Below are 24,102 nucleotides of genomic sequence, written 5' to 3'. Positions count from 1 at the left end.
GCGGCAGATGCTGCGTGAATCGGAAAAGCGCCTGGTCTTCTGCTTGTTGGAACGCTCGGGAAGCCGTGAGCAAGCCCTGTGCCAGTCGGGCAAGGGTACGCAGGGGAGATGCTGCGGGCGCGGATGGCGAACGGTTGGCGGTAATCCGCCATTCATTCGCCATCATCTGGCGGATTTTCGCCAGGCGTGTTGAACGGCAGGCCGTGCTTGCGCAGCTTGTCGTGCAGGGTCTTGCGCGGGATACCGAGGGCCTCGGCGACGCTGCGCAGCGAATTGTGCGGGCGTTCCAGTTCGGCAGCGATCAGCGAGCGCTCGAAGGCCTCGACCTTGGCGCTGAGGTTGTGCGGCTCGTCGGCGGCGTCGGGCAGGACTCCGTCGTCCAGGCTCAGGCCGAGACCCAGGGCGAAGCGCTCGGCGGCGTTCTGCAATTCGCGCACGTTGCCCGGCCAGTCGTAGGCCAGCAGCCGCGCCGACTGGCCGGCGTCCAGTTCGCGTGGCGTCAGGCCATGACGCATGGCGCCGGCTTCGGCGAAATGGCGGAACAGCAGCGGGATGTCTTCGCCGCGCTCGCGCAGCGGTGGAATGCGCAGGCTGGCGACGTTGAGGCGGTAATAGAGGTCGGCGCGGAAGCGGCCCTGGTCGGCGGCCTGGCGCAGGTCTTCCTTGGTTGCCGCGATTATGCGGATATCCAGCGGGATCAACTGGTTGGAGCCGAGCCGCTCGACTACCCGTTCCTGCAGCAGGCGCAACAGCTTGACCTGCACGTCCAGGCTCATGCTCTCGATCTCGTCGAGGAACAGGGTGCCGCCATTGGCGTACTCGAACTTGCCGATGCGGCGCTTCTGCGCGCCGGTGAAGGCGCCGGCCTCGTGACCGAACAGTTCGCTTTCCACCACCGATTCGGCGAGGGCGCCGGCGTTGATCGCGACGAACGGTCCGTCGCGTCGGCTCGACAGGTCATGCAGGGCCCGCGCGACCACCTCCTTGCCGGCGCCGGTTTCGCCAAGGACCAGCACGTCGGCCTGGATCGCCGCCAGCGAGCCGACCTGCTCGCGCAGGCGCTGCATGCCGGCCGAGCGTCCGATCAGGCGCCCATGCAGCTCGTGGCGTTCGGCCAGGGCCAGGCGCAGGGTGCGGTTCTCCAGGACCAGCCGGCGCACCTCCAGGGCGCGGCGCACGCTGTCGAGCAGGGCGTCGCTGGGGAAGGGCTTTTCCAGGAAGTCATAGGCGCCGCCGCGCATGGCCTGGACCGCCAGCGGCACGTCGCCGTGGCCGGTGATCAGGATCACCGGCAGGTCGGCGTCCTGTTCGTGCAATTGGCGGAGCAGTTCCATGCCATCGATGCCGGGCATGCGGATGTCGCTGACCACCACCCCGGGCCAGTCCTTGCACTGCGCGGTATCCAGCTGGCGCGCGTCGTCCAGGGTCGCGACCTTGAGCCCGGCGAGGTCGAGCGTCTGGCGCAGGGCCTGGCGCAGGTGCGGATCGTCGTCGATCAGCAGGACCTGGGTCTGGGCATCGAATGGCGCGAAGGGACTCATGCGCGGGTTTCCTCCTGGGGCATGGCGGCGACGCCGGGAACTCCCGGCAGCAAGTGCAGGCGCACCACGGCGCCGCCTTCGAGATGGTTGCCCATTTCCAGGCGGCCGCCGAGGGCGCGCAATAGGTTATCGCAGATGGCCAGGCCGAGGCCGAGCCCTTTGGCGGTGGTCTTGGTGGTGAAGAAGGGTTCGTGGGCGTGGGCCAGGGCGTCCTCGGAAAACCCCGGGCCGTTGTCGCGCAGGGTCAGGATCACGCCGTGCTGGTCCTGGCTGGCGATCACCCATAGGCGCCGTGGCGGAGCTTTCTCGGCGAGCGCGTCGAGGGCATTGGTGAGCAGGTTGCCGAGGATCTGCCGCAAGCGGGTCTCGCCGGCCTGGACCCACAGCGGGGCGTCCGGCACGTCGCGCAGCAGTTCGACGTTCATCGCCCGCCGCCGGCTGGCCACCATCGACAGGGCGTCCTCGATCGCCGGCTGCAACTGCACGTTCTCCGGCGCCCGGCGCGCACCGCGGGCATAGGCCTTGAGGTGGGCGATGATCGAGGCCATGCGGGTGGTGAGGTCGCTGATCTGCTCGAGATTGCCGCGGGCGTCCTCGGTGCGCTGGTGGTCGAGCAGCACCCGGGCGTTGTCGGCGTAGCTGCGGATCGCCGCCAGCGGCTGGTTGAGTTCGTGGCTGATGCTCGCCGACATGGTGCCGAGGGCCGTGAGCTTGCCGGCCTGGACCACTTCGTCCTGGGCGCGCATCAGCTCGCGCTGGGCCTGCTCGCGTTCGTGGACTTCCTGCTGCAACTGCGCGTTGGCGTTCTCCAGCTCGCGGGTGCGTTCCAGTACGCGCTCTTCCAACTGGCGCTTGGCCTCGGCCTCGAGAGCGATGCGGTCCAGGTAGTGACGGCGGCTGAGGGTCAGCAGGGTAAGCAGCAGGAGCAGGGCGAGCAGGGTCGCGCCGCCGATCAGCAGGACGCTGCGCACCGGCCGTTCGATGAGGGTGCGGGGGGCGTAGATGCTCACCGTCCAGCCGGTTTCCGGTAGCGTCCGGCTCTGGCTGAGCCAGGCGCTCTGCTGCAGGCGCAGGGGCTTCGGGTCCTGCACCGGGTAGGGGATGTTGGCGTGGATCTCGTCGCGCTCCGCCGCGCTCAGCGGCCGACTGGCATGGAAGCGCCAATCCTCGCGGGAGGAGAGGATCACCACGCCGTAGTTGTCTATCACCAGCAGTTGCTCCGGGGAATTGCCCCAGAGCCGTTCGATGTGTTCGAGATCGACCTTCACCACCAGCACGCCGATGATCCGCGAGCCTTCCTTCACCGCGCTGGCGAAGTAGTAGCCGCGCTTGATCGAGGTGGTGCCCAGGCCGAAGAAGCGCGCCAGGCGGCCCTGCATGGCCTCGCGATAATAGGGGCGGAAGGCGAAGTTGCGGTGGACGAAACTGTCCGCCTGGGCCCAGTTGGAGGCGACCTGGGTGGTGCCGTCCGGTTGCAGCAGGTAGATCACGTCGGCGCCGGTGCGTCGGCGGATGTCGGCCAGCGCCTCGTTGGCGATCTTCTGCAGCAGCGGGTCGCCAGGTTGTTGCAGGGCCTGGCGCAGCACCGGCAGACCGCCGAGGATCTGCGGCAGTTCTTCGTAGCGGCGCAGCGTGCCGAGCAGGTTGGCGACGTAGAGGTCGAGCGTCTGGCGGTTCTGCTCGGCCAACTGCTCGCTGTAGTAGCGCTCGGCGAAATATTGCAGGGGCCAGAGCAAGGGCGCGAGAAGCAGGGCGAGGATGACCAGCGAGCGCCAGCGATGGAAATAGGCTTTCAAGACGAACGAACCTGCCGTGGCTGCGAGTATCCGGGGCATCCCGGACGGGATGCCCTAAATTATCACGCCTTGCGCCGAGTCCGGTCGCTCCCTGCCGTTCAGGGGAAGCAGTCGGCGTCGGCGAATGCCTTGCCCTGGCGGTCCTTCTCCGAAAGCAGGGGGGCATCCTGCAGCGGCCAGTCGATCTTCAGCTCGGGATCGTTCCAGACGATGCAGCGTTCGTGTTCCGGCGCCCAGAAGTCGGTGGTCTTGTAGAGGAACTCGGCGTATTCGCTGAGCACCACGAAGCCGTGCGCGAAGCCGGCCGGAATCCACATCTGGCGCTTGTTCTCCGCGCTCAGGCGTTCGCCTACCCACTGGCCGAAGGTCGGCGAGCCGCGACGCAGGTCGACGGCCACGTCGAATACCTCGCCGAGAGTGGCGCGCACCAGTTTTCCCTGGGCTTGCCGGATCTGGTAGTGCAGGCCGCGGAGGACGCCACGGGCGGAACGCGAATGGTTGTCCTGGACGAAGCTGACCGGATGACCGCAGGCTTCCTCGAAGGCGCGCTGGTTGTAGCTTTCGAAGAAGAATCCGCGATCGTCGCCGAACACCCGGGGTTCGAAGAGGATGACGTCGGGAATTGCCAGGCGGGTCGCTTTCATCAGTACACGGTCTCGGTCAGCAGGCGCTTGAGGTATTGGCCGTAGCCGTTCTTGGCCAGCGGCGCGGCGAGTTTTTCCAGTTGCGCGGCGTCGATCCACTTCTGCCGGTAGGCGATCTCTTCCGGGCAGGCCACCTTGAGACCCTGGCGGTTCTCCAGGGTGGCGATGAACTGGCCGGCCTCGAGCAGCGAATCGTGGGTGCCGGTATCCAGCCAGGCGTAGCCGCGGCCCATGATCTCCACGCTGAGCTGGCCGCGCTCCAGGTAGGCGCGGTTGACGTCGGTGATCTCCAGCTCGCCGCGCGGCGAAGGCTTCAGGTCCCTGGCGATGTCCACCACCTGCTGGTCGTAGAAATACAGGCCGGTGACCGCGTAGTTCGACTTCGGCTCCAGTGGCTTCTCTTCCAGGCTGATGGCCTTGCCGCCCTGGTCGAACTCGACCACGCCGTAGCGCTCCGGGTCCAGCACGTGGTAGGCGAAGACGCTGGCGCCGGTCTGGCGCTGCGAAGCGCTGCCGAGCAACTCGTGGAAGTCGTGGCCGTAATAGAGGTTGTCGCCCAGGACCAGCGCGCTGAGGTCGTTGCCGATGAACGACTCGCCGATCAGGAAGGCCTGGGCCAGGCCGTCCGGCGACGGTTGCACGGCATATTGCAGGTCCAGGCCCCAGTTCGAACCGTCGCCCAGCAACTGCTGGAAGCGTGGGGTGTCCTGTGGGGTCGAGATGATCAGTATCTCGCGGATGCCCGCCAGCATCAGGGTACTGAGCGGGTAGTAGATCATCGGCTTGTCGTACACCGGCAGCAACTGCTTGGAGATGGCCAGCGTTGCCGGGTGCAGGCGGGTGCCCGAGCCTCCGGCGAGGATGATGCCCTTGCGTTTCATAGTGGTCCCTGCTCGCTCAGTTCCTGGATCATGCGTCCGGCATGGTAGCGCCAGTCTGGCAGTACCAGGCCGAAGACCTGTTGCAGCTTGCGGTTGTCGAGGCGCGAATTGGCCGGACGCTTCGCCGGCACCGGGTAGTCCTCGGTGGCGATCGGCAGGACCCGCTGCGGCGTCGCCTGCAACTCCCAGCCCCGCTCCAGCGCCTGTTCGATGACGAAGCGCGCATAGAGGTGCCAGGACGTCTCGCCGCTGGCGACCAGGTGGTAGGTGCCGCTGGCCCGTGCTGCCAGCTCGACATCCCAGCGCAGGCGCTGCAGGGCCTGGGCGGTGACGTCGGCGATCAGCTCGGCGCTGGTGGGCGCGCCGAACTGGTCGGCCACGACCTTGAGTTCGTCGCGTTGCCCGGCCAGGCGCAGCATGGTCTTGGCGAAGTTTCCGCCGCGCGCGGCGTAGACCCAGCTGGTGCGGAAGATCAGGTGGCGGCAGCCGCTGGCGCGGATGGCCTGCTCGCCTTCCAGCTTGGTCTGCCCGTAGACGCTCAGCGGGCCGGTCGGCGCGTCCTCGGCGAAAGGCACGCTGCCCGCGCCGTCGAACACGTAGTCGGTGGAGTAATGCACCAGCCAGGCGCCGCAGGCCGCGGCCTCCTCGGCCAGTACCGCGACGGCGCGGGCATTGATCAGGCGGGCGTTGTCGGCATCGCTCTCGGCCTTGTCCACCGCGGTGTAGGCACCGGCGTTGACGATGAACTGCGGCCGCTCGGCGCGAACCAGTCGCGCCAGGCCTTCGGGGTCGGCGAGATCGGCGCGCCGACGGTCACAGACCAGCAGTTCGCCCAGCGGCGCCAGGGCGCGCTGCAGCTCCCAGCCGACCTGGCCGTTGGCGCCGAGGAGAAGGATCCGGTTCATGCGTACTGCTTACCCACCCACTCGCGGTAGGCACCGCTGGTTACGTTGGCCACCCAGTCCTGGTTGTCCAGGTACCAGCGCACGGTCTTGCGGATGCCGGTCTCGAAGGTTTCCGCCGGCTTCCAGCCCAGCTCGCGCTCCAGGCGCGTGGCATCGATGGCGTAGCGGCGATCATGGCCCGGACGATCCTTGACGAAGGTGATCTGCTCGCGATAGCTGCGGCCGTCGGCGCGCGGCTGCTCCTGGTCGAGGATGGCGCAGAGGGTCTCGACCACGTCGAGGTTGGCCTTTTCGTTCCAGCCGCCGACATTGTAGGTCTCGCCCAGTTGCCCGGCTTCGAGGACCCGGCGGATGGCGCTGCAATGGTCCTTGACGTAGAGCCAGTCGCGGATCTGCTGGCCGTCGCCGTAGATCGGCAGCGGCTTGCCGGCCAGGGCGTTGTGGATCACCAGTGGGATGAGCTTTTCCGGGAAGTGGTACGGGCCGTAGTTGTTCGAGCAGTTGGTGGTCAGCACCGGCAGCCCATAGGTGTGGTGATAGGCCCGCACTAGGTGGTCGGAGGCCGCCTTGGACGCCGAGTAGGGACTGTTCGGCTCGTAGCGGTTGTTCTCGGTGAAGGCCGGATCGCTCGGTGCCAGCGAGCCATAGACTTCGTCGGTGGAGACGTGGAGGAAGCGGAATGCCGCCTTCGCTTCCGGCTCCAGCGCGCCCCAGTAGGCGCGCACTTCTTCCAGCAGGCGGAAGGTGCCGACGATGTTGGTCTGGATGAAGTCCTCGGGGCCGTGGATCGAGCGGTCCACATGGGATTCCGCGGCGAAGTTGAGGATCGCCCGCGGCTGGTGCTCGGCGAGCAGGCGGGCTACCAGCTGGCTATCGCCGATATCGCCGGCGACGAAGGTGTGCCGGGCGTCGCCGTCGAGGCTGGCGAGGTTCTGCCGGTTGCCGGCGTAGGTGAGCTTGTCGAGGCTGACCACCGGCTCGTCATGCAGGGCCAGCCAGTCGAGCACGAAATTGGCGCCGATGAAGCCGGCGCTGCCGGTCACGAGAATCGTCATGAGTCATACCTTGTTCAAGCAGTGGTTGTCCGTAGGGCTGCTTCGACACGTCCCGCCAAGGTGTACCAATCGATCGTGAAGACGACGATTAGTACGGGAAAAATGGCGATCCTGCCAACCCCAGATCTGGTAGGTGCATCTGACCCGGCATTCTATTCGAAGTGCCATCACTGGGTAGAAAGGAAGCAGGATAAAACAAAAAGCCCCGCGCGAGGCGGGGCTTTTCGGGATTCATGGTGCCGGCACCAGGAGTCGAACCCGGGACCTACTGATTACAAGTCAGTTGCTCTACCAGCTGAGCTATACCGGCGAAGAGGGCGACATTATAGCCAGCCGCCGCCAGGAGTAAACCACTGATTTTCCTGCCCGAATGCCGTTCGTCCTCAGTGCCCGGAGGCGGCCGCGCCGGGCTTGGCGCCGAACGGCGGGCGGGCCAGCCAGATGATCACCAGCAGGGCGAGGAACAGCCAGCCGAGCATGGTGAAGTAGTCGATGGTGGACATCATGTAGGCCTGGCTCTGCACCATCCGGTCGAGCAGCGCCGCGTTCGCCTGGGTGTTGCCGCCGAGCTGGGCGAGGGTTTCGTGGGTGGCCGGGTCGTAGAGGCTGATGTTTTCGCTGAGGTAGGCGTGGTGTTGCGTGGCGCGGCGGTTCCAGATCCAGGTGGTCAGCGAGGCGGCGAAGCTGCCGCCGAGGGTGCGCAGGAAGGTGGCCAGGCCGGAGCCGTCGGCGATCTGGTCGGGGGGCAGGTCGGAGAGCAGGATGCTCAGGATCGGCATGAAGAAGAACGCCACGCCGAGCCCCATGATCAACTGCACGATGGCGATGTGCTGGTAGTCGACCTCGGTGGTGAAGTTGGCGCGCATGAAGCAGGTGATGGCCATCGCCAGGAACGACAGGCCGGCGAGCATGCGCAGGTCGAAATGGTTGGCGTAGCGGCCGACCAGCGGCGAGAGGAACACCGGGAGGATGCCGATTGGCGCGGCGGCCAGCCCGGCCCAGGTGGCGGTGTAGCCCATCTGGGTCTGTAGCCATTGCGGGAGCAGCAGGTTGATGCCGAAGAACGCGGCATAGCCCAGCACCAGCGCCAGGGTGCCGGCGGCGAAGTTGCGGTGGGCGAACAGGCGCAGGTTGACGATCGGATGGCGGTCGGTGAATTCCCAGATGATGAAGAAGGCCAGGGCGATCGCCGCGATCAGCGCGCCGCCGACGATGAAGTTCGACTCGAACCAGTCCAGGTCGTTGCCCTTGTCGAGGACGATCTGCAGGGCGCCGACGCCGATCACCAGGGCGATCAGGCCGACGTAGTCCATCGGCGCCTTCTTGATCACCACCGGGCGTGCCTTCAGTTGCTGGTAGACGACGAAAGCGGCGAACAGGCCGACCGGCACGTTGATGAAGAAAATCCACGGCCAGCTGTAGTCGTCGGTGATCCAGCCGCCGAGGATCGGCCCGGCGATCGGCGCCACCACCGTGACCATCGCCAGCAGGGCCAGGGCCATGCCGCGCTTCGCCGGTGGGTAGATGGAGATCAGCAGGGTCTGGGTGATCGGATACAGCGGCCCGGCGACGAAGCCCTGCAAGGCGCGGAAGCCGACCAGAGAAGGCATCGACTGGGCGATGCCGCAGAGGAACGAGGCGAGTACGAACAGCAGCGCGGCGGCGATGAACAGGCGCACCTCGCCGACCCGCCGGGCCAGCCAGCCGGTCAGCGGCAGGGCGATGGCGTTGCTCACGGCGAACGAGGTGATCACCCAGGTGCCCTGTTCCGAACTCACCCCGAGGTTACCGGAGATGGTCGGCAGGGCGACGTTGGCGATGGTGGTGTCGAGCACCTGCATGAAAGTCGCCAGGGACAGGCCGATGGTCGCCATCACCAGGCTGGGCGGGGAGAAGCTGCTGCTTTCGCTCATGCTGGCGGGCTCAACGCTGGGCGGTCTTGCCGTGGTCTTCGGCGAGGTTGGCTTCGATCAGGCGTTCGATCAGCTTGTCGGCCGAGGCCAGTTGCTGCTGGTAGACATCGGTGGAGAACAGCGCTTCGCGCGGTGGCTGCTGGGCCAGGGCCGGGCCGCTCTGGTCGTGCAGGTCGACCTTGACGTCCATCGACAGGCCGATGCGCAGCGGATGCTTCTGCAATTCTTGCGGATCGATATGGATGCGCACCGGCACCCGCTGGACGATCTTGATCCAGTTGCCGGTGGCGTTCTGCGCCGGCAGCAGGGAGAACGCGCTGCCGGTGCCCACGCCGAGGCTGTCGACGGTGCCGCTGTAGCGCACGTCGCTGCCGTAGAGGTCGGAGCGGATCTCCACCGGCTGGCCGATACGCATGTGCTTGAGCTGGGTTTCCTTGAAGTTGGCGTCGATCCAGATCTGGTCCAGCGGGACCACGGCCATCAGCGCATTGCCCGGTTGCACGCGCTGGCCGACCTGTACGCTGCGCTTGGCGACGTAGCCGGTGACCGGCGCGACGATGGTCGAGCGGGCGTCGTCCAGGTAGGCCTGGCGCAGTTGCGCGGCGGCGGCCTTGACGTCCGGATGGGAGGTGATCTGGGTGTCGTCGACCAGCGCGCGATTGGTGTTCAACTGCTGTTCCGAGCTGGTCAGCGAGGCTTTCGCGCTGTCCAGGGCGTCGCGGGCGTGGGCCAGTTCCTCCTGGGAAATGGCGCCGTCGTCGGCGAGGTTCTTGCGCCGCTTGTAGTCGGCCTCGGCCTTGGCCAGCGCGACCTTGCGGGTGGCGACCTCGGCGCGATAGCCGTCGACGTTGCTGAACAGCCCGCGCACCTGGCGCACGGTGTGGGCCAGGTTGGCCTCGGCGCGTTGGAGGGCGATGTCGGCGTCGCTGGGATCGAACCTGACCAGTTCCTGGCCCTTGCGCACCAGGTCGCCGTCGTCGGCGCCGATGCTGACCACGGTGCCGACGATCTGCGGGGTGATCTGTACCACGTTGCCGTTGATGTAGGCGTCGTCGGTGTCCTCGTGCCAGCGGCCGTAGAAGAACTCCCAGGCCACGCTGGCCAGGGTGGCGAGAACGATCACGGCGAGCAGGATCAGCAACCAGCGCTTGCGCTTCGGGTTGCCGGCGGGGGTTTCGCTGTTGGCGGTAGTCATGGTGGGTGCCTCGTTCATTCTGCCGGCGCTTTCGCGGTAGCGAGCGCAGCGGAGCGGGAATCGGGTTGGAAACCGCCGCCCAGGGCCTGGACCAGTTGGACGGAAAGATCGATCTGCTGGCTCTCCAGGCTGGCCAGCTGGCGTTCGGCGACCAGCAGTTGCTGTTGCACGCTGAGGGCGTCGAGGTAGCTGCCGACGCCTTCGCCGTAGCGACGCATGGCCAGGTCGAAGTTGGACCTGGCGATATCGCGGGCCTGGCGCTGGTCGATCACCTGCTGCTCCAGGGAGCGCAACTTGCCGAGGTTATCGCTGACCTCGCCGAGGGCCTGGACCAGCGTCTTGTTGTACTGGCCGACGGCCAGGTCGTAGTCGGCGTCGCGTTCGGCCAGGTTGGCGCGGCGGCGGCCACCGTCGAAGATCGGCAGGGAGATCGCCGGCGCCACCTGGAAGAAGCGGCTCGGCGCCTGCAACACGTCGCTGGTGTGCAGGGCGGCGAGGCCGGCCATCGCGCCGAGATTGAGGTTGGGATAGAACTCGGTCTTTGCCGAGTCGATGTTGCGGCGCGCCGCCTCGACCCGCCAGCGCGCGGCAACGATGTCGGCGCGGCGGCCGAGCAGTTCCGCCGGGAGCACCGAGGGCAGGCTCAGGCTGGCCGGGTTCAGCGGTTGCGGGCGCTGCAGTTCGAGACCGCGATCGGGCCCCTTGCCCAGCAGCACGGCGAGGGCGATGCGGGCGCTGGCGATGTCCTGCTCGGCGGCGCTGAGCTGCTGGCGGGCGGTGGCCAGCTGGGTCTGCGTCTGTTGCAGCTGGACCTTACTGTCGAGTCCGGCGCTCATGCGCTTCTGGCTCAGCTCGGTCATGCGCTGCGAGCGCTTCAGTTCTTCCTCGGCGAGATCGCGCACGGTAAAGGCGTGGGCGAGGTCGCTGTAGGCGCGGGCGATGCTCGCCGAGAGGCCGATGCGTGCGGCCTGGCTGTCGATCCGGGCGGCATTGGCCTGGCCGAGGGCGGCTTCCCAGGCGGCGCGCTCGCCGCCCCAGAGGTCGAAGTCGTAGTTGAAGCCGAGCGACAGGTACTTGATCGCCGAATAGCGGCCGCCGAGCGGTGCCGGGGCCACGCTGGTCGGCGCGCGGATGCCGGAGTAGCTGGCCTTGGCGTCCAGCGTCGGCTGGCGCGCGGCATCTTGCGCCTGGGCCGTTGCCGCCGCCTGGCGCGCACGCGCCTCGGCGATCTGCAGGTCGGGGGTGCCTTGCAGGGCTTCGCCGATCAGTTGGTCGAGCTGCCGGTCGCCGAGCCCGGTCCACCAGTCCTGGCGCGGCCAGGCCGCTGGCGAAAGGGCTACGCCGTCCAGGCTCCTGCCCGCCTGGAGGGCGCCTGCCGGTTGCAGTCGGGCGTTCGGTTCCAGGCCTTCGGAAGTGACGCAGCCGGCGGCCAGCACTATCGCCGAGGCCAGCGCCAATCGCTGCGGCCAGGGATGGAGAAGAGGGAACGGCATGGATCAGGACTCCTGCAGGCTGGCCCTAGGGCAGCCGGCGTGTAGCAGAACCTTGGTCAGCAGATGGGTCAGCGTCTGCAATTCTTCCGTGCTCAGGCAGGCGACCAGCTCGTTCATCGCCGCCGAGGCGATCAGCGGAAGCTGCTCCTGGACCTTCCGTCCCGCTTCGCTGAGATCCAGGCGCAGGCAACGGCGGTCTTCGGGACAGCGGCCGCGCAGCAGCAGCCCTTTTTTCTCCAGGCGCGTCAGCATGCGAGTCATCGAGCCGCTGTCCACCGACAGCTCGCGACACAGTTCGACCGGACTGTTGGCACGGTTGAGACCGACGAAGATCAGCACCTTGAACTGGGCGGCGGTTATGTCCAGCGCGGCGAGGTGCTTCTCGAGGATGCGGTCCTTGGTCGCGGCACTGACGCCGATGAGCTGGCCAATGGAGCCCTTGAAGGGAAAGTCGGAGGCGCTGTAGTGACCCATGGTGGAGGGGATCGCTGTCTAGGCAGGGAAAGTGTTTCAAAATAATACTGCCTAGGCAGCGATTAACAAGAGGTCAACCGTTGCAATAAAAGAACAATCCGTTCCTTCGAACGTCATACGATGCCGTTCTGCAACTATTGCCGGTGCTGAAGTCCACTTTCGGATTAACCGGAAAGCCAGGCTTATGCACAAGTGGGCAAGGGATAGGAAGGAAACGCTCTAAGAGTCGCTGCGGTTATTTCGGTTGTTAACAAGATATTGTTTTATATGGATTTTATTTTTTCTGTTCATTTTTTGAACAGCATTGGCCGCCCCTGGATACGGGCCCCTCTGCAGATGTTTCCCAGAACTTGTCACCAGACTTATCCACAGGTTGTGTGGGCAACCATCCGGAACACCCGTATCAGCTGCGCTCCGCAAGGATCAGCAGGTTTCGCGGAGACAGGGAGGTCGGACAGAACTCGCCCAGGCGGACGCTATAGCCCTGTTCGACCAGATACAGGCAGCGGTCCAGCAGCAGCCAGAGTTCCAGCGGGCGGCGGAACAGGGCGCGCACCAGTTCCAGGTTGCGAACCATCGCCAGGCGCTTCCAGCCGGCCGCTTCCAGCGCCTGCCAGTCGCGCGCGGCCGGTTCGGGAAGTCCCTTGAGGACGGCGAGTTCGCGACAGTAGTCGGCGTATGGACGTTCCAGCCAGGCCACCGGAAGGGAAGGCACGCTGAGGTACTGGTCGATTCCGCGTAGCTCGCGCTGCAGCAGGTCGAAACCCAGGCGCCGGGCCATCGACTGGTCGCGCTGGCGACGGACCCGTTGGCTGGCGGTGACTGTCTCGCTCAGGGGCAGGCGCAGGTCGTCAAGCGATAGCGCGAGCAGCGATCGGCCTGCCGCTTGCGAGAGCGGCTGGTAGAAAGGCCCCGGAATGCGGTTGTAGCAGCATGGCGCCACCGCCAGTTGGCGACAGCCGGCCTGGCTGGCCAGGCGCAGCAGGCGCAGGTGCAGTTCGCCGCAAGCGTGCAGGGCCACTGGCGTATGCCCGGGAAGCAGGCGCTCGGCGCAGTCCACGGCCAGCACATCCTGGCGGAGGTGGTGGGCGGAGAGCCCCAGGCGGTCGCTCAGGCGCTGTCCGTCGGCGACCAGCGCGGGATCGTGTTCGAGGCAGGTCAGCGGTTGCCCCGCATGGGCCAGCAGGCGGCCCAGATGGCCCTTGCCGGAGCACCAGTCGAGCCAGTGGACGACCGGCCTGGCGAACTGCAGGCGCCCGGCGAACAGGCCGATCTGCTGCCACTTGCGTCCCGGTACGTCGACATTGAAGCGGTTCGGTGCCTGCGGGCGTTCCGCCAATGGCAGTTCGCCGACCGCGCCCAGCGCTGCGGCCTGGGCGGCGAGCTGCGGATAAGGCGCGGGCGCGGCCAGGCGGGTGGGCTGGTTGTGCTCCGCGTCGGCCTGTTCGAGGCTGCGCCCGCGCAGCCAGGACGCCAGCTCGGTGTGTTCGGCTTCCCACGCCAGGGTCGGTTCGCTGAACGGGCGGGGTCGCCAGAGCCGCTGGTGTTCGAGGAGGAACGCGTCCAGCGCGAGGAAGCGCTGCGACAGGGCGTCGCCAGTGAGGAACGGGAAGGTTTCGGACACGATGCGAGCGGCAGCGGGAAAACGGGGCGGCGATTATAGCCGCCCCGCAGGCATCGGAAAGCGCCCGCTCAGCGGCCCTGGGTGGCGTCGACCCGCAACCAGCGTTCGATCAGGCGGAATATCCGCGTCAGCACGATGGTGATCACCAGGTACAGCGCGCCGGCCAGGCAGAAGAACAGCATCGATTCGTAGGTGCGGGCGATGATGGTCCGGGCCATGCCCATGATGTCGAACAGGGTCACGGTGTAGACCACCGCGCTGGCCTTGAGCATCAGGATCACTTCGTTGCTGTAGGCCGGCAGGCCGATGCGCACCGCGCGCGGCAGGATGATGTGCCAGAGCGCCTGGCGCCGCGACATGCCGAGGGCACGGGCGGCCTCCACCTCGCCGACCGGCACCGAGTGGATCGCGCCGCGGAGGATCTCGGCGATATAGGCGGCGGTGTGCAGGGTCATGGTCAGCAGCGCGCACCAGTACGGATCGCGCAGGTAGGGCCAGAAGGCGCTCTTGCGCACTTCCTCGAACTGCGCCAGGCCGTAGTAGACGATGAACAGTTGCAGCAGCAGCGGCGTGCCGCGGAAGAAGAAGATGTAGGCGTACGGCACCGCGCGCACGTACCAGTGCCGCGAGGCGCGGGCGATGCCCAGCGGCAGGGCCAGGGCGAGCCCGGCGACCACCGCGATCGCCAGCAGCTCCAGGGTCAGCGCCGCGCCCTGGAGCATCTTCGGCATCCACTTGAGGATCAGCTCCCACTCGCTCATAGCTCGTTCCTCACGAAACCACGGCCGGCGCGACGTTCGAGGAAGTGCAGGGCGACCATGATGACGACCGTGAGGCTCAGGTAGATGGCGGCCGCGGTCATGTAGAAGGTGAAGGGTTCCTTGGTCGCGTTGGAGGCGACCTGCGCCTTGCGCATGATCTCGTCGAGGGTGATCAGCGACACCAGCGCGGTGTCCTTCAGCAGGATCAGGTACAGGTTGCCGAGGCCGGGCAGGGCGACCCGCCAGATCTGCGGCAGGACGATGCGCCAGAATATCCGTCCGGGCGACAGGCCGAGCGCCTGGCCGGCCTCGCGATGGCCGCGCGGAATGGACAACAGCGCGCCGCGGAACACCTCGGTGGCGTAGGCGCCGAAGCACAGGCCGAGGGCCAGGGTGCCGGCGGCGAACGGCGAGAGCGCCAGGTCCGGCTTGCCGAAAAGGTCGCCGAGGGCGTTCAGGCCGCTCACCGTGCCGAAATAGATCATCAGTACCCAGAGCGTTTCCGGCACGCCACGGACGATGGTGGTGTAGGTGCCGCCGAGGAAACGCAGGGCCGCGTACTTCGAAGTCTTCGCGATGGCGCCGAGGAGGCCGAGCAACAGCCCCACGCAGACCGCCGCCAGCGACAGCTTGAGGGTCATCCAGGTACCGGCGAGCAGTTGCTCGCCGAACCCATGCAGGTCGAGAATCATGAGAAGTCAGGCCTGAAGGCGGCCACCGCCGGGACGCACCCGGTGGTGGCCTGGCTTGGCATCAATAGATGCTGAAGGGGAAGTACTTGTCGTTGATCTTCTTGTAGGTACCGTCGGCGACGATTTCCTTCAGCGCGGCGTTGAGCTTCTCGCGCAGCGGGTCGCCCTTGCGCACGGCGATACCGATCTTGTCGTTGTCGAACACCGGTTCGCCCTTGAACTCGAACTCCTTGCCGGCGTCGCTCTTCAGCCAGTCGTACTGCACGAACTTGTCGGCCAGCACGCCGTCCAGGCGCCCCGAGGAGAGGTCGAGGTAGGCGTTCTCCTGGGTGTCGTAGAGCTTGATGGTGACCACGTCGGCCATGTTGTCTTCCAGCCAGGTGCCGGCGATGGTGGCGCGCTGGGCGCCGATCACCTTGCCCTTCAGGGAGTCCTTGTCGGTCTTGAAGTCGACGCTCTTCGGCGCGACGAACTGCAGCTTGTTGGTGTAGTAGGGATCGGTGAAGTCGACTGCCTGCTTGCGCTCGTCGGTGATCGACATGGACGCGACGATGAAGTCGAACTTCTTGGCGTTCAACGCCGGGATGATGCCGTCCCAGTCGGAGGTCACCACCTCGCACTCGGTCTTCATCTTGGCGCACAGCGCCTTGCCGATGTCGAGGTCGAAGCCGACCGCCTGGCCGCTGGCATCGATGCCGTTGAAGGGCGGGTAGGCGCCTTCGGTGCCGATGCGCAGCTTGTCGGCGGCGCTGGCGTCGAGGGCGAAGGCCAGGGTTGCAGCGGCGGCCAGCAGGATCTTCTTATAGTTCTTCATGCGGTGTTGCTCCGTTAGCGGTGGCTGGACATGAACTGTTTGCAGCGCGCCGACTGGGGGTTTTCGAAAACCTGTTGCGGCGTTCCCTGCTCTTCTACCAGGCCCTGGTGGAGGAATACCACCTCGCTGGAAACCTGGCGGGCGAAGCTCATTTCGTGGGTGACCAGCAGCATGGTCCGGCCCTCTTCGGCGAGCGCACGGATCACGTTAAGCACTTCCTGTACCATTTCCGGGTCGAGCGCCGAGGTGGGCTCGTCGAACAGGATCACCTTGGGTTGCATGGCCAGGGTCCGGGCGATGGCCGCGCGTTGCTGCTGGCCGCCGGAAAGTTGCGCGGGATAGCTGTGGCGCTTGTCGGCGATGCCGACCTTGGCCAGCAGGCCCTCGGCGATCTCGATCGCTTCGGCCTTGCTCTTGCCCAGTACGCGACGTGGCGCCTCGATCACGTTGTCGAGGATGCTCATGTGCGGCCACAGGTTGAAATTCTGGAAGACGAAACCGAGTTCGCTGCGCAGCCGGTTGATCTGCTGGCTGTCGGCGGCGACCAGGTCGCCGTTCTTGCTCTTCTTCAGGCGCAGCTCTTCGCCGGAGACCAGGATCTGGCCCTGGTGCGGGTTCTCCAGCAGGTTGATGCAGCGCAGGAAGGTGGATTTGCCCGAGCCGGACGATCCGAGGATGGAGATCACGTCGCCGTCGCGGGCGGTGAGGGAGATGCCCTTGAGCACTTCGAGGTCGCCGTAGCGCTTGTGCAGGTTACGGATTTCCAGTGCGGGGGTGGCCTCGGCCATGGATTTTCCTCTTGTTATTCGGATTGGAAGGGCCTTCCTGGCGAAGGCAAGCTAGCACAGCGCTTCAACCGGAGCCAAGCAGGCGGCGTGCCTCTGGAGCGGGGTTGGCGGCATCTTGTCGCATCGCTGCAGTGCGCTGTCGCGTAGGAACAAAACTGTCGGCTTTCGAAGAAAACTCCTGGCGAACCCTGACCTGAAGCAGAGCCTGGAGGTCGGTGCGCGCCCCGTTCCCGGGCATGCGGGACCGCCTATGGAGCCGCCGGCGGCTGCTCCGCGCGCGGCTCCGCCAGCACCTTGGCGGCGGCCAGCGGCGGCGGTGGGGTGATGCCCATCGACACATAGATGCTGGTGAAGGTGTCCATGCCGATCTGTGCCGGTTTCACCCATTCCACCGGAACGTAGAGCAGGCCGCCGCCCACCGGGATCGGCGCGGTCGGCACCAGGATCGCGTAGTGCGCGCGGCCGTCCAGTTCCACCGCTTCGGGGTTGGGCATCAGCGCCAGCACGGCGGCGCCGTCGCCGCCGAAGAAACACCACACCGGACTCATCGCGGCGATGTCGGCGTCCTGCTTCTTGTCCAGCAGGCCGACGAAACGGTCGGCCAGGTTGTACAGGTTGCCGATCAGCGGGGTGCGCCGCAGGGTCAGGTCGAACAGGTTGGCCAGCGGCCGCTTCAGGCCTAGCTGTACGCCGAGGCCAAGCAGGTAGATGGCTACCAGCAATAGCGCGGTACCGAGCAGGTAGGCCAGTGGCGAATCGCCGGCGAGCGGCTGGCCGATGGCGGCGAAGCCGCGACCGATCAGGCTGGATGGACCGACGAAGCGGTTCAGCAAGCTGACCACCCAGGCCAGCAAGGCTAGGGTGAGTACCAGCGGCAGCATCACCAGCAGGCCGGCGAGCCAGGTGGTGAGCAGGGAGTTGAAGCTTTTCTTCAGCATCGATCGGGGGTCCGGACAAGGTCCGCCTAGTCTATCGGCACTGCCTGGCTCACGCTCGGCCGTTCGCCGGGATGGGCGAAAGATCCGCCGCGGCGATTCGTCATTCCTTGTAGGCTGTGCGAGTCGCGTTCATTCCAGCAGGCCTTCACGGAGGGCGTATGGCGGAGAGAAAGACCCTGTTGCTGACCGGGGCGAGCCGCGGTATCGGGCATGCCACGGTGAAGTACTTCAATGCCGCGGGTTGGCGGGTGTTCACCGCGTCGCGGCAGAGCTGGGCCAGCGAATGTCCCTGGGCGGACGGCGAGGAAAACCACATCCATCTGGACCTGGAGGACATTCCCGGCGTCGAGGCCAGCCTGGAACTGATCCGCGAGAAGCTTGGCGACGGCCGGCTCCACGCGCTGGTGGACAATGCCGGCATCTCGCCCAAGGGCGAAGGCGGCGAGCGCCTCGGTGTGCTGGAAACCGACTACGCCACCTGGCTGCGGGTGTTCAACGTCAACCTGTTCTCCACCGCGCTGCTGGCGCGCGGACTGTTCGCCGAGCTGAAGGCGGCGCAGGGAACGGTGATCAACGTGACCTCCATCGCCGGCTCGAAGGTGCATCCGTTCGCCGGGGTGGCCTACGCCACTTCCAAGGCGGCGTTGTCCGCGCTGACCCGCGAGATGGCCCACGACTTCGGCCCGCATGGGGTGCGGGTGAACGCCATCGCGCCGGGGGAGATCGACACCTCGATCCTGTCGCCGGGCACCGAGGAGATCGTCGAGCGCAGCATCCCGCTGCACCGCCTCGGCCGGCCGGAGGAGATCGCTTCGCTGATCTACTTCCTCTGCACCAGCGGCGCATCCTACGTGAATGGCGCGGAAATCCACGTCAACGGCGGGCAGCACGTCTAGGCGAACGGCGGAAAGCAAAAAGGCCCACCCGGAGGTGAGCCTTTTCGTAGTATTCATGGTGCCAGGGACGGAATCGAACTTTTCCATGCGGGCAGCGTACTGCAATGCTTTCGCTGTTAATTAGCTGCGATCTACTCACAAATCTACTCACATTTGTGCGAGTGACATCTTGCATGGGGGCAAGTCGGCAGGTTCGACCCCTCTCCGGGACCCAAGCTGTGGCAAACCTGACTGGTCCTGCAAAAGTTAACAAATTCAAACGAGTTCAAATCAATTCAGCAAATGGTTGAGCCCTAGTGCCACAAGGGTTCCAAGCGGCCTTCTCCTGGCGCTCTTCCTTCTTGCCCTTCTCTCCAGGCTTGGCAACGGTGAACTGCGCCCAGGCCTTGGCCGCATCCAGTCGAAGCTTCGGATCTGCGTTTAGATCATTTGTGACGTTCTTGAAGAACTGCACGGGATCCTCAACAGGAGCCGGGATATATGTATCCGGGTCGCCGAGGGGTTCCTGTGTATCTAAAGAACTCTGAGCGGCCGATGCTCTACCCATTGCCGCTAGGACATCAGGGTCTTTTTCCAACTGGTAGCCGCGTTGTTTCGCATATTTTTCTGAGCATCCGGCAGCTAGTGCGGCTTCCTTCTGCCCCATGCCTGCCAGGCGACCTTCTACATAGGCGCGCTTCTGCTTGGTCATGGGCATGGTATATGTCCGGTATATCAGTTTGGATTGGGAGATTTAATCTCTCCGTGAGTTCGGGCGCGGTTTCCGCCTAGAAGGGCGGTGGATTTTTCACCTCCCCCCCCTCTGGCGTCTCCTGATTTTTAGGAAAAACTCTTCCGATTAATGAAGAGAAATCGTCGGCTGCGGTTTCCAGGTACATACCTCAAGGCTTCTCTGCTAGCTCATCCGCTGCTGGCCATCCATCTATCCCAACCCGTAGCTTTGAGCGCCTTCCAAGGTCCGCATTGGTCTTCTTCGCGTGACACCCGTCTGGTCCTGAGCAAAGCACCTGACAGTTTTCCTCCGTATCCTCTCCTCCTATAAAGAGAGGCACCTTGTGATCAAGTTCAAAGCCTCTTGGAAAGTCACATAACTTTCCGCACATTGCGCAGCATGGGTTATATGACCACACTCTGAGCCTCCTATCCTGAAGCTTTCTGCCTGTGATGCGCCGATCAGAGATAGATGGTAGTGATGGGATGCGATTAAGCTGAAGCATTTGTATCCGCGGCTTTATAGTGGTTATTCGACCCATTCTGATTTTCTCATATGCGTACACCTTGCGGTTTTTCTCCTGACATCACCTGACCATGTAATTAAAGTAAGCACGCAGCATGTCACCGCTTGCCCACCCCATAGGAGTTCCTGCTCTTATTTGCTGAGATCCTATAGAGATAGTTATATAGTCAAGGCCAGCGCCAATGGATGCCCATCCCGTAAAGTCCGTGCCAGTGCTTGAGTCATAGATTCGCACTGGGAATTCTCTCTCGTCGAAAGAGAGATGTCCTGGGAATGGCAAAGAAAATCGCCATGCTGAAGCGCTATCTCCAAAATTTGTTGTTGATCCCGCTACGAATTCGATTTGGACATCGCAGCCACGCCCTGTTCGCATGAAGTTTCCTTTAAGTGTTCCATTGCCAATGGCGGGCGTGGCACTGGTCTGCGACCATGTTGGTGTGTAAGTTCGTCGTTGAACATGAACTGAATTGTACTGGCAGTTCGTTGGGTTCTCGATCAAACTTGGAACAGTGCACGATGAACCGATATTGATCCCCTGAGCACTCTCAAGTGCGACCGGTCCGGCAAACGCGACACCATCGAGGGTATGATCGAAGCCGCGCAGCGTAGTTGTTTCTCCGAGCGTCGCGCATCGCCCATTGGAGATATGGAACAGGGTTGACGTGGCGTCATAACGAAGGTCACGGATATAGAACCCCGTCATTGATCCTCCGTTTCCTGCGCCAGGGCCAAGTGCAAAATTAGCACCGCTGAGCCAAATCCCTCGGAAAAAACGTGGGTGCGGGCCGGTATCTCCTGCGATTGCTATGCCGGCGTATGTAGTTGTATCCGTGGGATAGCCTTCAAATGTACTAACATTCGCACCACCTCCGGCATTGTTGTCGAAGTACAATGGTTCGCCGCCCATGTTCACAGCGCGGCAGCGCTCAATTGTCTGGCTGAATCCTGCGGGGATGCGGAACCCCTTGCCGGAAAAGTTCGCCCCATTTCCTTCCAAATTTATATCTAGGATGGTTCCGAGCGATCCCACCAACACCATATCGATATTTGCGCCTTTTTTAATGGTGGTGCCTCTCTGACCTCCACGTCCTAGCCAACGTTGGCTTTGAAGCTGAACCAATGTATCCGTGATTAGGTAGGTTCCATTGGGAAACTCTACATCTGAACCGATACCAGCTGCGGCAATCGCCGCTTGGATAGCAGTTGTATCATCGGTTACTCCGTCACCTACCGCGCCATAATCAGTTACCACTATTTTCCTCAGGGCCTGCAAGCTTTTTAGGTTCTCTCCAACGGTCCCAGAACTGTACGTTTCGCCCGGATCAAACCCAACTATCCCGGCGCCGCCAGTGACCGCCAGCTCCTGCCTAAGCGCCTGATCAACTCTTGCAATCAAGAATGGCTCGTCCTCTCCCCACGTACCGCTAAGGACTATTGGGAAGCTTGCTGGAAGCTTGATGCTATATAGGTTCTCGCCACGTTCAATTAATTGAGTCGCGCGGTCTACTTGCAGCGGAGAACCGTCGATATATGTCAAGGGTGGAAGCTCAAAACCAGAGTTCGCAAGGAATCTAGAGACCCTCTCCTCGATACCAAACCAAGTTGGCCGATGTACGTCGAAGCGGTCAGTCCATTGCTCATTGGTTCGATCATTCATAGCCGTATCGTAGTTCTCGGCGTTATCGTACAGATCCCTTGGATCCTTCGAGCCAAGAGGGTTCCTGGTGTGATATGTGGTCATTTTTTGTCCTCCGGAAGATCACTGCTTGGCTTTGGGCCAAAGGTTCATGGCTTGGTCGAGTAGGGCGGCGCTTTCCTGTAGATCGTCAAAGGTACCTAGACTATCCAGATCCTGCTCTTCGAAGTACGCGTGGGCTGCCTGCTGGCAGAGACGCTGGAAAGTGCGGCCATCCAGCCAATCGGCATGAGTGCCGATGATCCGGCCGAGGCTGTCGAGGATTTCGTTTTCGTCTGCTGCCTTGGTCATTGTTTGGTCTCCAGATTTTTCGCAAGAAGTGCCATGAGGAAAGGTTCTGGTTTGCCGTTTTCCACAAGGATGAGCAGCCTGTCCGGCTCGTTTCTTAGCACGCGCACATCTCCCATTTCGTTCCGCAGTGCGGAGAGACGCTGAGCTAAAACGGGGTTCATTGGCTGCTGCGCGATTCGGTCCCAGTGGCTTTGAGGAAGAGATTTCACGAGTCCTATGAGGTCTAAAGGGGGAAGTTCCTCGGGCTTATGCTGGTCGTTGCTGCCGTCGGCTGTCTCTGCCTGGATGGCGGTTGAGGACGTTTCGAAAGCCTTTAGGAAGTCATCGAACGTGCCATAGTCGTCCAGTTCTTCATCTTCGTAGTTCGCCCGAGCGGCGATCATGGCGAGCTTCTGGAAAAGACGACCATCGAGCCAATCGGCGTTCTTGCCGATGATCTCGCCTATGGCATCGATGACTGCGTTGCACTGGTGATTGGTGCTCATCGGCTGGACTCCACATTGGCCAATAATTCGGTCAGGACCTTGATATCGCCCTCCAGACGCTCGATGCGCTCCAGGGCTTTGATCAGGTGGGCGGTGAGTATCCCGACACCGGCCACCCCATATGCTTCCTTCACGCCGCCTTTCGCGGCCTCGCGAGCGGCCTCGGTGATCCGCTTAATCAGCGCCTGCGCGCGGTCTGCGAATGCCAGTTTGGTGGGATCCTGGATGCGGTTTCCGATGGATTTGATTTCAGTGATCGTTGCGCTTGGGTTGGCCGGCACGCTGACCAGACTCAGCTCCATGAGCTCGAAGGAGGTGAACCGCTTCCCCCCCTGGGCGAGAGACTCACAGCCCCCCTCCAAGACCCTGAACCCAATAGATACCCCTCGCACGACCTTCGCCTTGACCGAATGCCAGGCTAGGTCGACAAGGTCCTTCAGCACGCCCGGCTCATCGACCTTGGGAATCCTCGCGGTAAACGGGATGCCGTCGACAGTCGGTTTGCCGAACTCGACCGTGCCAATGGCCTTGTCCGCCTCATGCATCCAAAGCAGCGGTACAGGGTTCTTGAACCGGGCGCCAGCGCTCACCACGATATCGCCGTGACGGTCGGTCTCTGGGGTGCTGGCGATGCCCTTGAACGTGCGCTCATCCTGCTGCAGGTCCTTGAGCGTGACCACGGCATAGGCTTTTTGCCGTTCGTTCATCACGCACCCCACGCCACGTCGGTTAGCAGGGCCACGCTACCCTCCCTCTGGACTTCCCAATTAGCAGACATCACCGACTTGTAGCAGACCAGGTTGTATTGCCACAGGCTGATAAGCTCCTGCTCAGACTCCGGGGTGTCGCTCATGGCGAGGGTGGCGTGTTCCGCGTTTTCGAAAGTCAGGCCGTCTGCACCATAGGCGATACCTGTCGGGTCGATCAGTGCGAGCTGCCCACCATTGGAGTCGCGCGGAGAGGCGCGCGAGATCAGCAGGGGGATGCCCAAAATTGATCCGCCACGGGCACCAACATCCGGAAACACCAGATCGCCTGATGCGTTGCGATGGAGTGCCATATTGGTTGCGGTGGTGGAGTCGGTGACGAAATAGGAGGCGCCCAAATCCCCGCCAAACATCTCTACCAGCGTGGCAATGTCGGCAGCAGCATCTGAGGTGGCAGCAGAAGAGGGGGCACCGTAAGTAAGGGATGCAGGACGTTCGTCAACTACACCAGCATTGTTAGGATCGAGCAGGGCAATGTCGGTGGTGTCTACTACTGCTCGCTCAAGATCTTTCTGCAAGCCTGCCTCAGCAATTGCACCGCCAGTTTGGACTGCTTCGTCGGTGACAACGATCACCGAGCATACCTTCAGTGGCGAGATCGAGGAGCCAACCAGAGCCGGCTTGCTCAGCGGCATTGGCTTCCCTTCTGCTACCCAATAGCCATGAGAGCCGGCAGTGATCTTCAGCATTTTGCGGTTGAAGGGGATGCGACGTAACCCAGCCAGGCGACCGAGCAGAGAACGCTCCATCACCAAGTTAAAGAACTCAACGGCGGCATAGTCACCGATGTCAGACTGCATGAAGGGGGCGATGGCCGCCTTTGCTACTTGTTCGCCTTGGTAGCTACCCCAGCGAGCAATTGCGCTTTCCTTGATTCCTTCGAAATCCGCATAGGGGGCGATGGCGCGAAGGATCAAAGATCGCACGTAGGTTTGCCCTTTCGGGGCGATGGATACTTGGGTCATTGTTATCTCCAGATAATTCGACTCTGGATATATGGTCCTCTCCCTGGACCATTTGAACGAGGTAGTTTCGGGATGGTTCGGGAACTAACGGGAAGTTATATACGCTGCGATTTCTCTAATTTCGTAATAGGGACGTCCATTGAGATATCTGGATGGCTGAAGGCCGTCCGATCCTTTCCAGTTGGCTAATGTCTTTTCCTTACGTCCCATATATACGGCCACGTCAGAGCGGCGGAGACAGTCGCCAAGTA

24 protein-coding genes and 1 tRNA gene are annotated in these 24,102 nt (G+C 63.6%); 1 reads left to right on the top strand and 24 read right to left on the bottom strand.

Going from position 1 to position 24,102, the window contains the following annotated elements:
- Window positions 1-152: 152 nt before the first annotated feature.
- The 17 genes from dctD to AC1RB9_RS27015 form a co-directional block, all read right to left on the bottom strand.
- Window positions 153-1,541: a two-component system response regulator DctD gene (dctD, locus tag AC1RB9_RS27095; RefSeq protein ID WP_003096187.1), complete on the bottom strand. Its 1,389-nt coding sequence runs from the start codon at window positions 1,539-1,541 to the stop codon at window positions 153-155.
- Window positions 1,538-3,376, bottom strand: a complete 1,839-nt coding sequence (dctB, locus tag AC1RB9_RS27090; protein WP_004352408.1) for a two-component system sensor histidine kinase DctB — start codon at window positions 3,374-3,376, stop codon at window positions 1,538-1,540. Before dctB ends, dctD begins: the two co-directional genes overlap by 4 nt.
- A 59-nt stretch (window positions 3,377-3,435) precedes the next feature.
- Window positions 3,436-3,981 carry a dTDP-4-dehydrorhamnose 3,5-epimerase gene (rfbC, locus tag AC1RB9_RS27085; protein WP_003096184.1) on the bottom strand — a complete coding sequence of 182 codons (546 nt, stop codon included), beginning with the start codon at window positions 3,979-3,981 and terminating at the stop codon, window positions 3,436-3,438.
- On the bottom strand, window positions 3,981-4,862 hold the full coding sequence (rfbA, locus tag AC1RB9_RS27080; RefSeq protein ID WP_003105518.1) for a glucose-1-phosphate thymidylyltransferase RfbA: 882 nt from the start codon (window positions 4,860-4,862) through the stop codon (window positions 3,981-3,983). Before rfbA ends, rfbC begins: the two co-directional genes overlap by 1 nt.
- Window positions 4,859-5,767: a dTDP-4-dehydrorhamnose reductase gene (gene rfbD, locus AC1RB9_RS27075; RefSeq protein ID WP_003457735.1), complete on the bottom strand. Its 909-nt coding sequence runs from the start codon at window positions 5,765-5,767 to the stop codon at window positions 4,859-4,861. Before rfbD ends, rfbA begins: the two co-directional genes overlap by 4 nt.
- The gene (gene rfbB / locus AC1RB9_RS27070; protein ID WP_003096179.1) at window positions 5,764-6,822 is read right to left on the bottom strand and encodes a dTDP-glucose 4,6-dehydratase; all 1,059 of its coding nucleotides are present in this window, start codon (window positions 6,820-6,822) and stop codon (window positions 5,764-5,766) included. The genes rfbD and rfbB overlap by 4 nt, the downstream gene beginning before the upstream one ends.
- A 234-nt stretch (window positions 6,823-7,056) precedes the next feature.
- A tRNA-Thr gene (locus AC1RB9_RS27065) sits at window positions 7,057-7,132 on the bottom strand.
- Window positions 7,133-7,205: 73 nt separating this feature from the next.
- Window positions 7,206-8,735, bottom strand: coding sequence for a DHA2 family efflux MFS transporter permease subunit (locus tag AC1RB9_RS27060; protein WP_003096173.1), 1,530 nt, complete (start codon window positions 8,733-8,735; stop codon window positions 7,206-7,208).
- A gap of 10 nt (window positions 8,736-8,745) precedes the next feature.
- Window positions 8,746-9,930, bottom strand: a complete 1,185-nt coding sequence (locus AC1RB9_RS27055) for an HlyD/EmrA/EmrK family protein (RefSeq protein ID WP_003110594.1) — start codon at window positions 9,928-9,930, stop codon at window positions 8,746-8,748.
- Between the two features lie 14 nt (window positions 9,931-9,944).
- Window positions 9,945-11,423: an efflux transporter outer membrane subunit gene (locus AC1RB9_RS27050; protein WP_003118019.1), complete on the bottom strand. Its 1,479-nt coding sequence runs from the start codon at window positions 11,421-11,423 to the stop codon at window positions 9,945-9,947.
- A 3-nt stretch (window positions 11,424-11,426) separates the two neighbouring features.
- Window positions 11,427-11,897 (bottom strand): MarR family winged helix-turn-helix transcriptional regulator, encoded by a 471-nt coding sequence (locus AC1RB9_RS27045; RefSeq protein WP_003105547.1) that lies wholly within the window; start codon window positions 11,895-11,897, stop codon window positions 11,427-11,429.
- Between the two features lie 403 nt (window positions 11,898-12,300).
- Window positions 12,301-13,521, bottom strand: coding sequence for a methyltransferase (locus AC1RB9_RS27040; protein ID WP_003457728.1), 1,221 nt, complete (start codon window positions 13,519-13,521; stop codon window positions 12,301-12,303).
- A 68-nt stretch (window positions 13,522-13,589) separates the two neighbouring features.
- The gene (locus tag AC1RB9_RS27035; protein WP_003096163.1) at window positions 13,590-14,282 is read right to left on the bottom strand and encodes an ABC transporter permease; all 693 of its coding nucleotides are present in this window, start codon (window positions 14,280-14,282) and stop codon (window positions 13,590-13,592) included.
- Window positions 14,279-14,974 (bottom strand): ABC transporter permease, encoded by a 696-nt coding sequence (locus AC1RB9_RS27030; RefSeq protein WP_003105543.1) that lies wholly within the window; start codon window positions 14,972-14,974, stop codon window positions 14,279-14,281. The genes AC1RB9_RS27035 and AC1RB9_RS27030 overlap by 4 nt, the downstream gene beginning before the upstream one ends.
- 61 nt (window positions 14,975-15,035) lie before the next feature.
- Window positions 15,036-15,788 carry an ABC transporter substrate-binding protein gene (locus tag AC1RB9_RS27025; protein WP_003096156.1) on the bottom strand — a complete coding sequence of 251 codons (753 nt, stop codon included), beginning with the start codon at window positions 15,786-15,788 and terminating at the stop codon, window positions 15,036-15,038.
- Between the two features lie 14 nt (window positions 15,789-15,802).
- Window positions 15,803-16,576, bottom strand: coding sequence for an ABC transporter ATP-binding protein (locus tag AC1RB9_RS27020; protein WP_003096153.1), 774 nt, complete (start codon window positions 16,574-16,576; stop codon window positions 15,803-15,805).
- A 248-nt stretch (window positions 16,577-16,824) separates the two neighbouring features.
- Entirely contained in the window at window positions 16,825-17,514 is a 690-nt protein-coding gene (locus tag AC1RB9_RS27015; protein WP_003105540.1) for a DUF502 domain-containing protein, read from the bottom strand.
- 158 nt (window positions 17,515-17,672) lie between these two features.
- Between AC1RB9_RS27015 and AC1RB9_RS27010 the strand changes: the two genes are divergently transcribed.
- Window positions 17,673-18,410 carry an SDR family NAD(P)-dependent oxidoreductase gene (locus AC1RB9_RS27010; RefSeq protein WP_003096148.1) on the top strand — a complete coding sequence of 246 codons (738 nt, stop codon included), beginning with the start codon at window positions 17,673-17,675 and terminating at the stop codon, window positions 18,408-18,410.
- 265 nt (window positions 18,411-18,675) lie between these two features.
- On the opposite strand, the gene AC1RB9_RS27005 is transcribed toward AC1RB9_RS27010, so the two are convergent.
- The 7 genes from AC1RB9_RS27005 to AC1RB9_RS26975 form a co-directional block, all read right to left on the bottom strand.
- Entirely contained in the window at window positions 18,676-19,107 is a 432-nt protein-coding gene (locus AC1RB9_RS27005; protein WP_003457720.1) for a terminase small subunit, read from the bottom strand.
- Between the two features lie 184 nt (window positions 19,108-19,291).
- Window positions 19,292-19,513 (bottom strand): HNH endonuclease, encoded by a 222-nt coding sequence (locus AC1RB9_RS27000; RefSeq protein WP_223818284.1) that lies wholly within the window; start codon window positions 19,511-19,513, stop codon window positions 19,292-19,294.
- A gap of 195 nt (window positions 19,514-19,708) precedes the next feature.
- On the bottom strand, window positions 19,709-21,388 hold the full coding sequence (locus AC1RB9_RS26995; protein ID WP_003162362.1) for a glycosyl hydrolase family 28-related protein: 1,680 nt from the start codon (window positions 21,386-21,388) through the stop codon (window positions 19,709-19,711).
- A gap of 18 nt (window positions 21,389-21,406) precedes the next feature.
- Complete coding sequence (locus AC1RB9_RS26990) at window positions 21,407-21,634, bottom strand: hypothetical protein (RefSeq protein ID WP_003162361.1); 228 nt, start codon at window positions 21,632-21,634, stop codon at window positions 21,407-21,409.
- Window positions 21,631-22,119: a hypothetical protein gene (locus tag AC1RB9_RS26985; protein ID WP_003457712.1), complete on the bottom strand. Its 489-nt coding sequence runs from the start codon at window positions 22,117-22,119 to the stop codon at window positions 21,631-21,633. Before AC1RB9_RS26985 ends, AC1RB9_RS26990 begins: the two co-directional genes overlap by 4 nt.
- Window positions 22,116-22,826, bottom strand: coding sequence for an HK97 family phage prohead protease (locus AC1RB9_RS26980; RefSeq protein ID WP_003457709.1), 711 nt, complete (start codon window positions 22,824-22,826; stop codon window positions 22,116-22,118). The genes AC1RB9_RS26985 and AC1RB9_RS26980 overlap by 4 nt, the downstream gene beginning before the upstream one ends.
- Window positions 22,826-23,851 (bottom strand): phage major capsid protein, encoded by a 1,026-nt coding sequence (locus tag AC1RB9_RS26975; protein ID WP_003457706.1) that lies wholly within the window; start codon window positions 23,849-23,851, stop codon window positions 22,826-22,828. The genes AC1RB9_RS26980 and AC1RB9_RS26975 overlap by 1 nt, the downstream gene beginning before the upstream one ends.
- Window positions 23,852-24,102: the final 251 nt, after the last annotated feature.

The organism is Pseudomonas sp. 20-5 (genome assembly GCF_056782835.1).
This window is presented reverse-complemented; position numbering and strand designations above follow the sequence as displayed.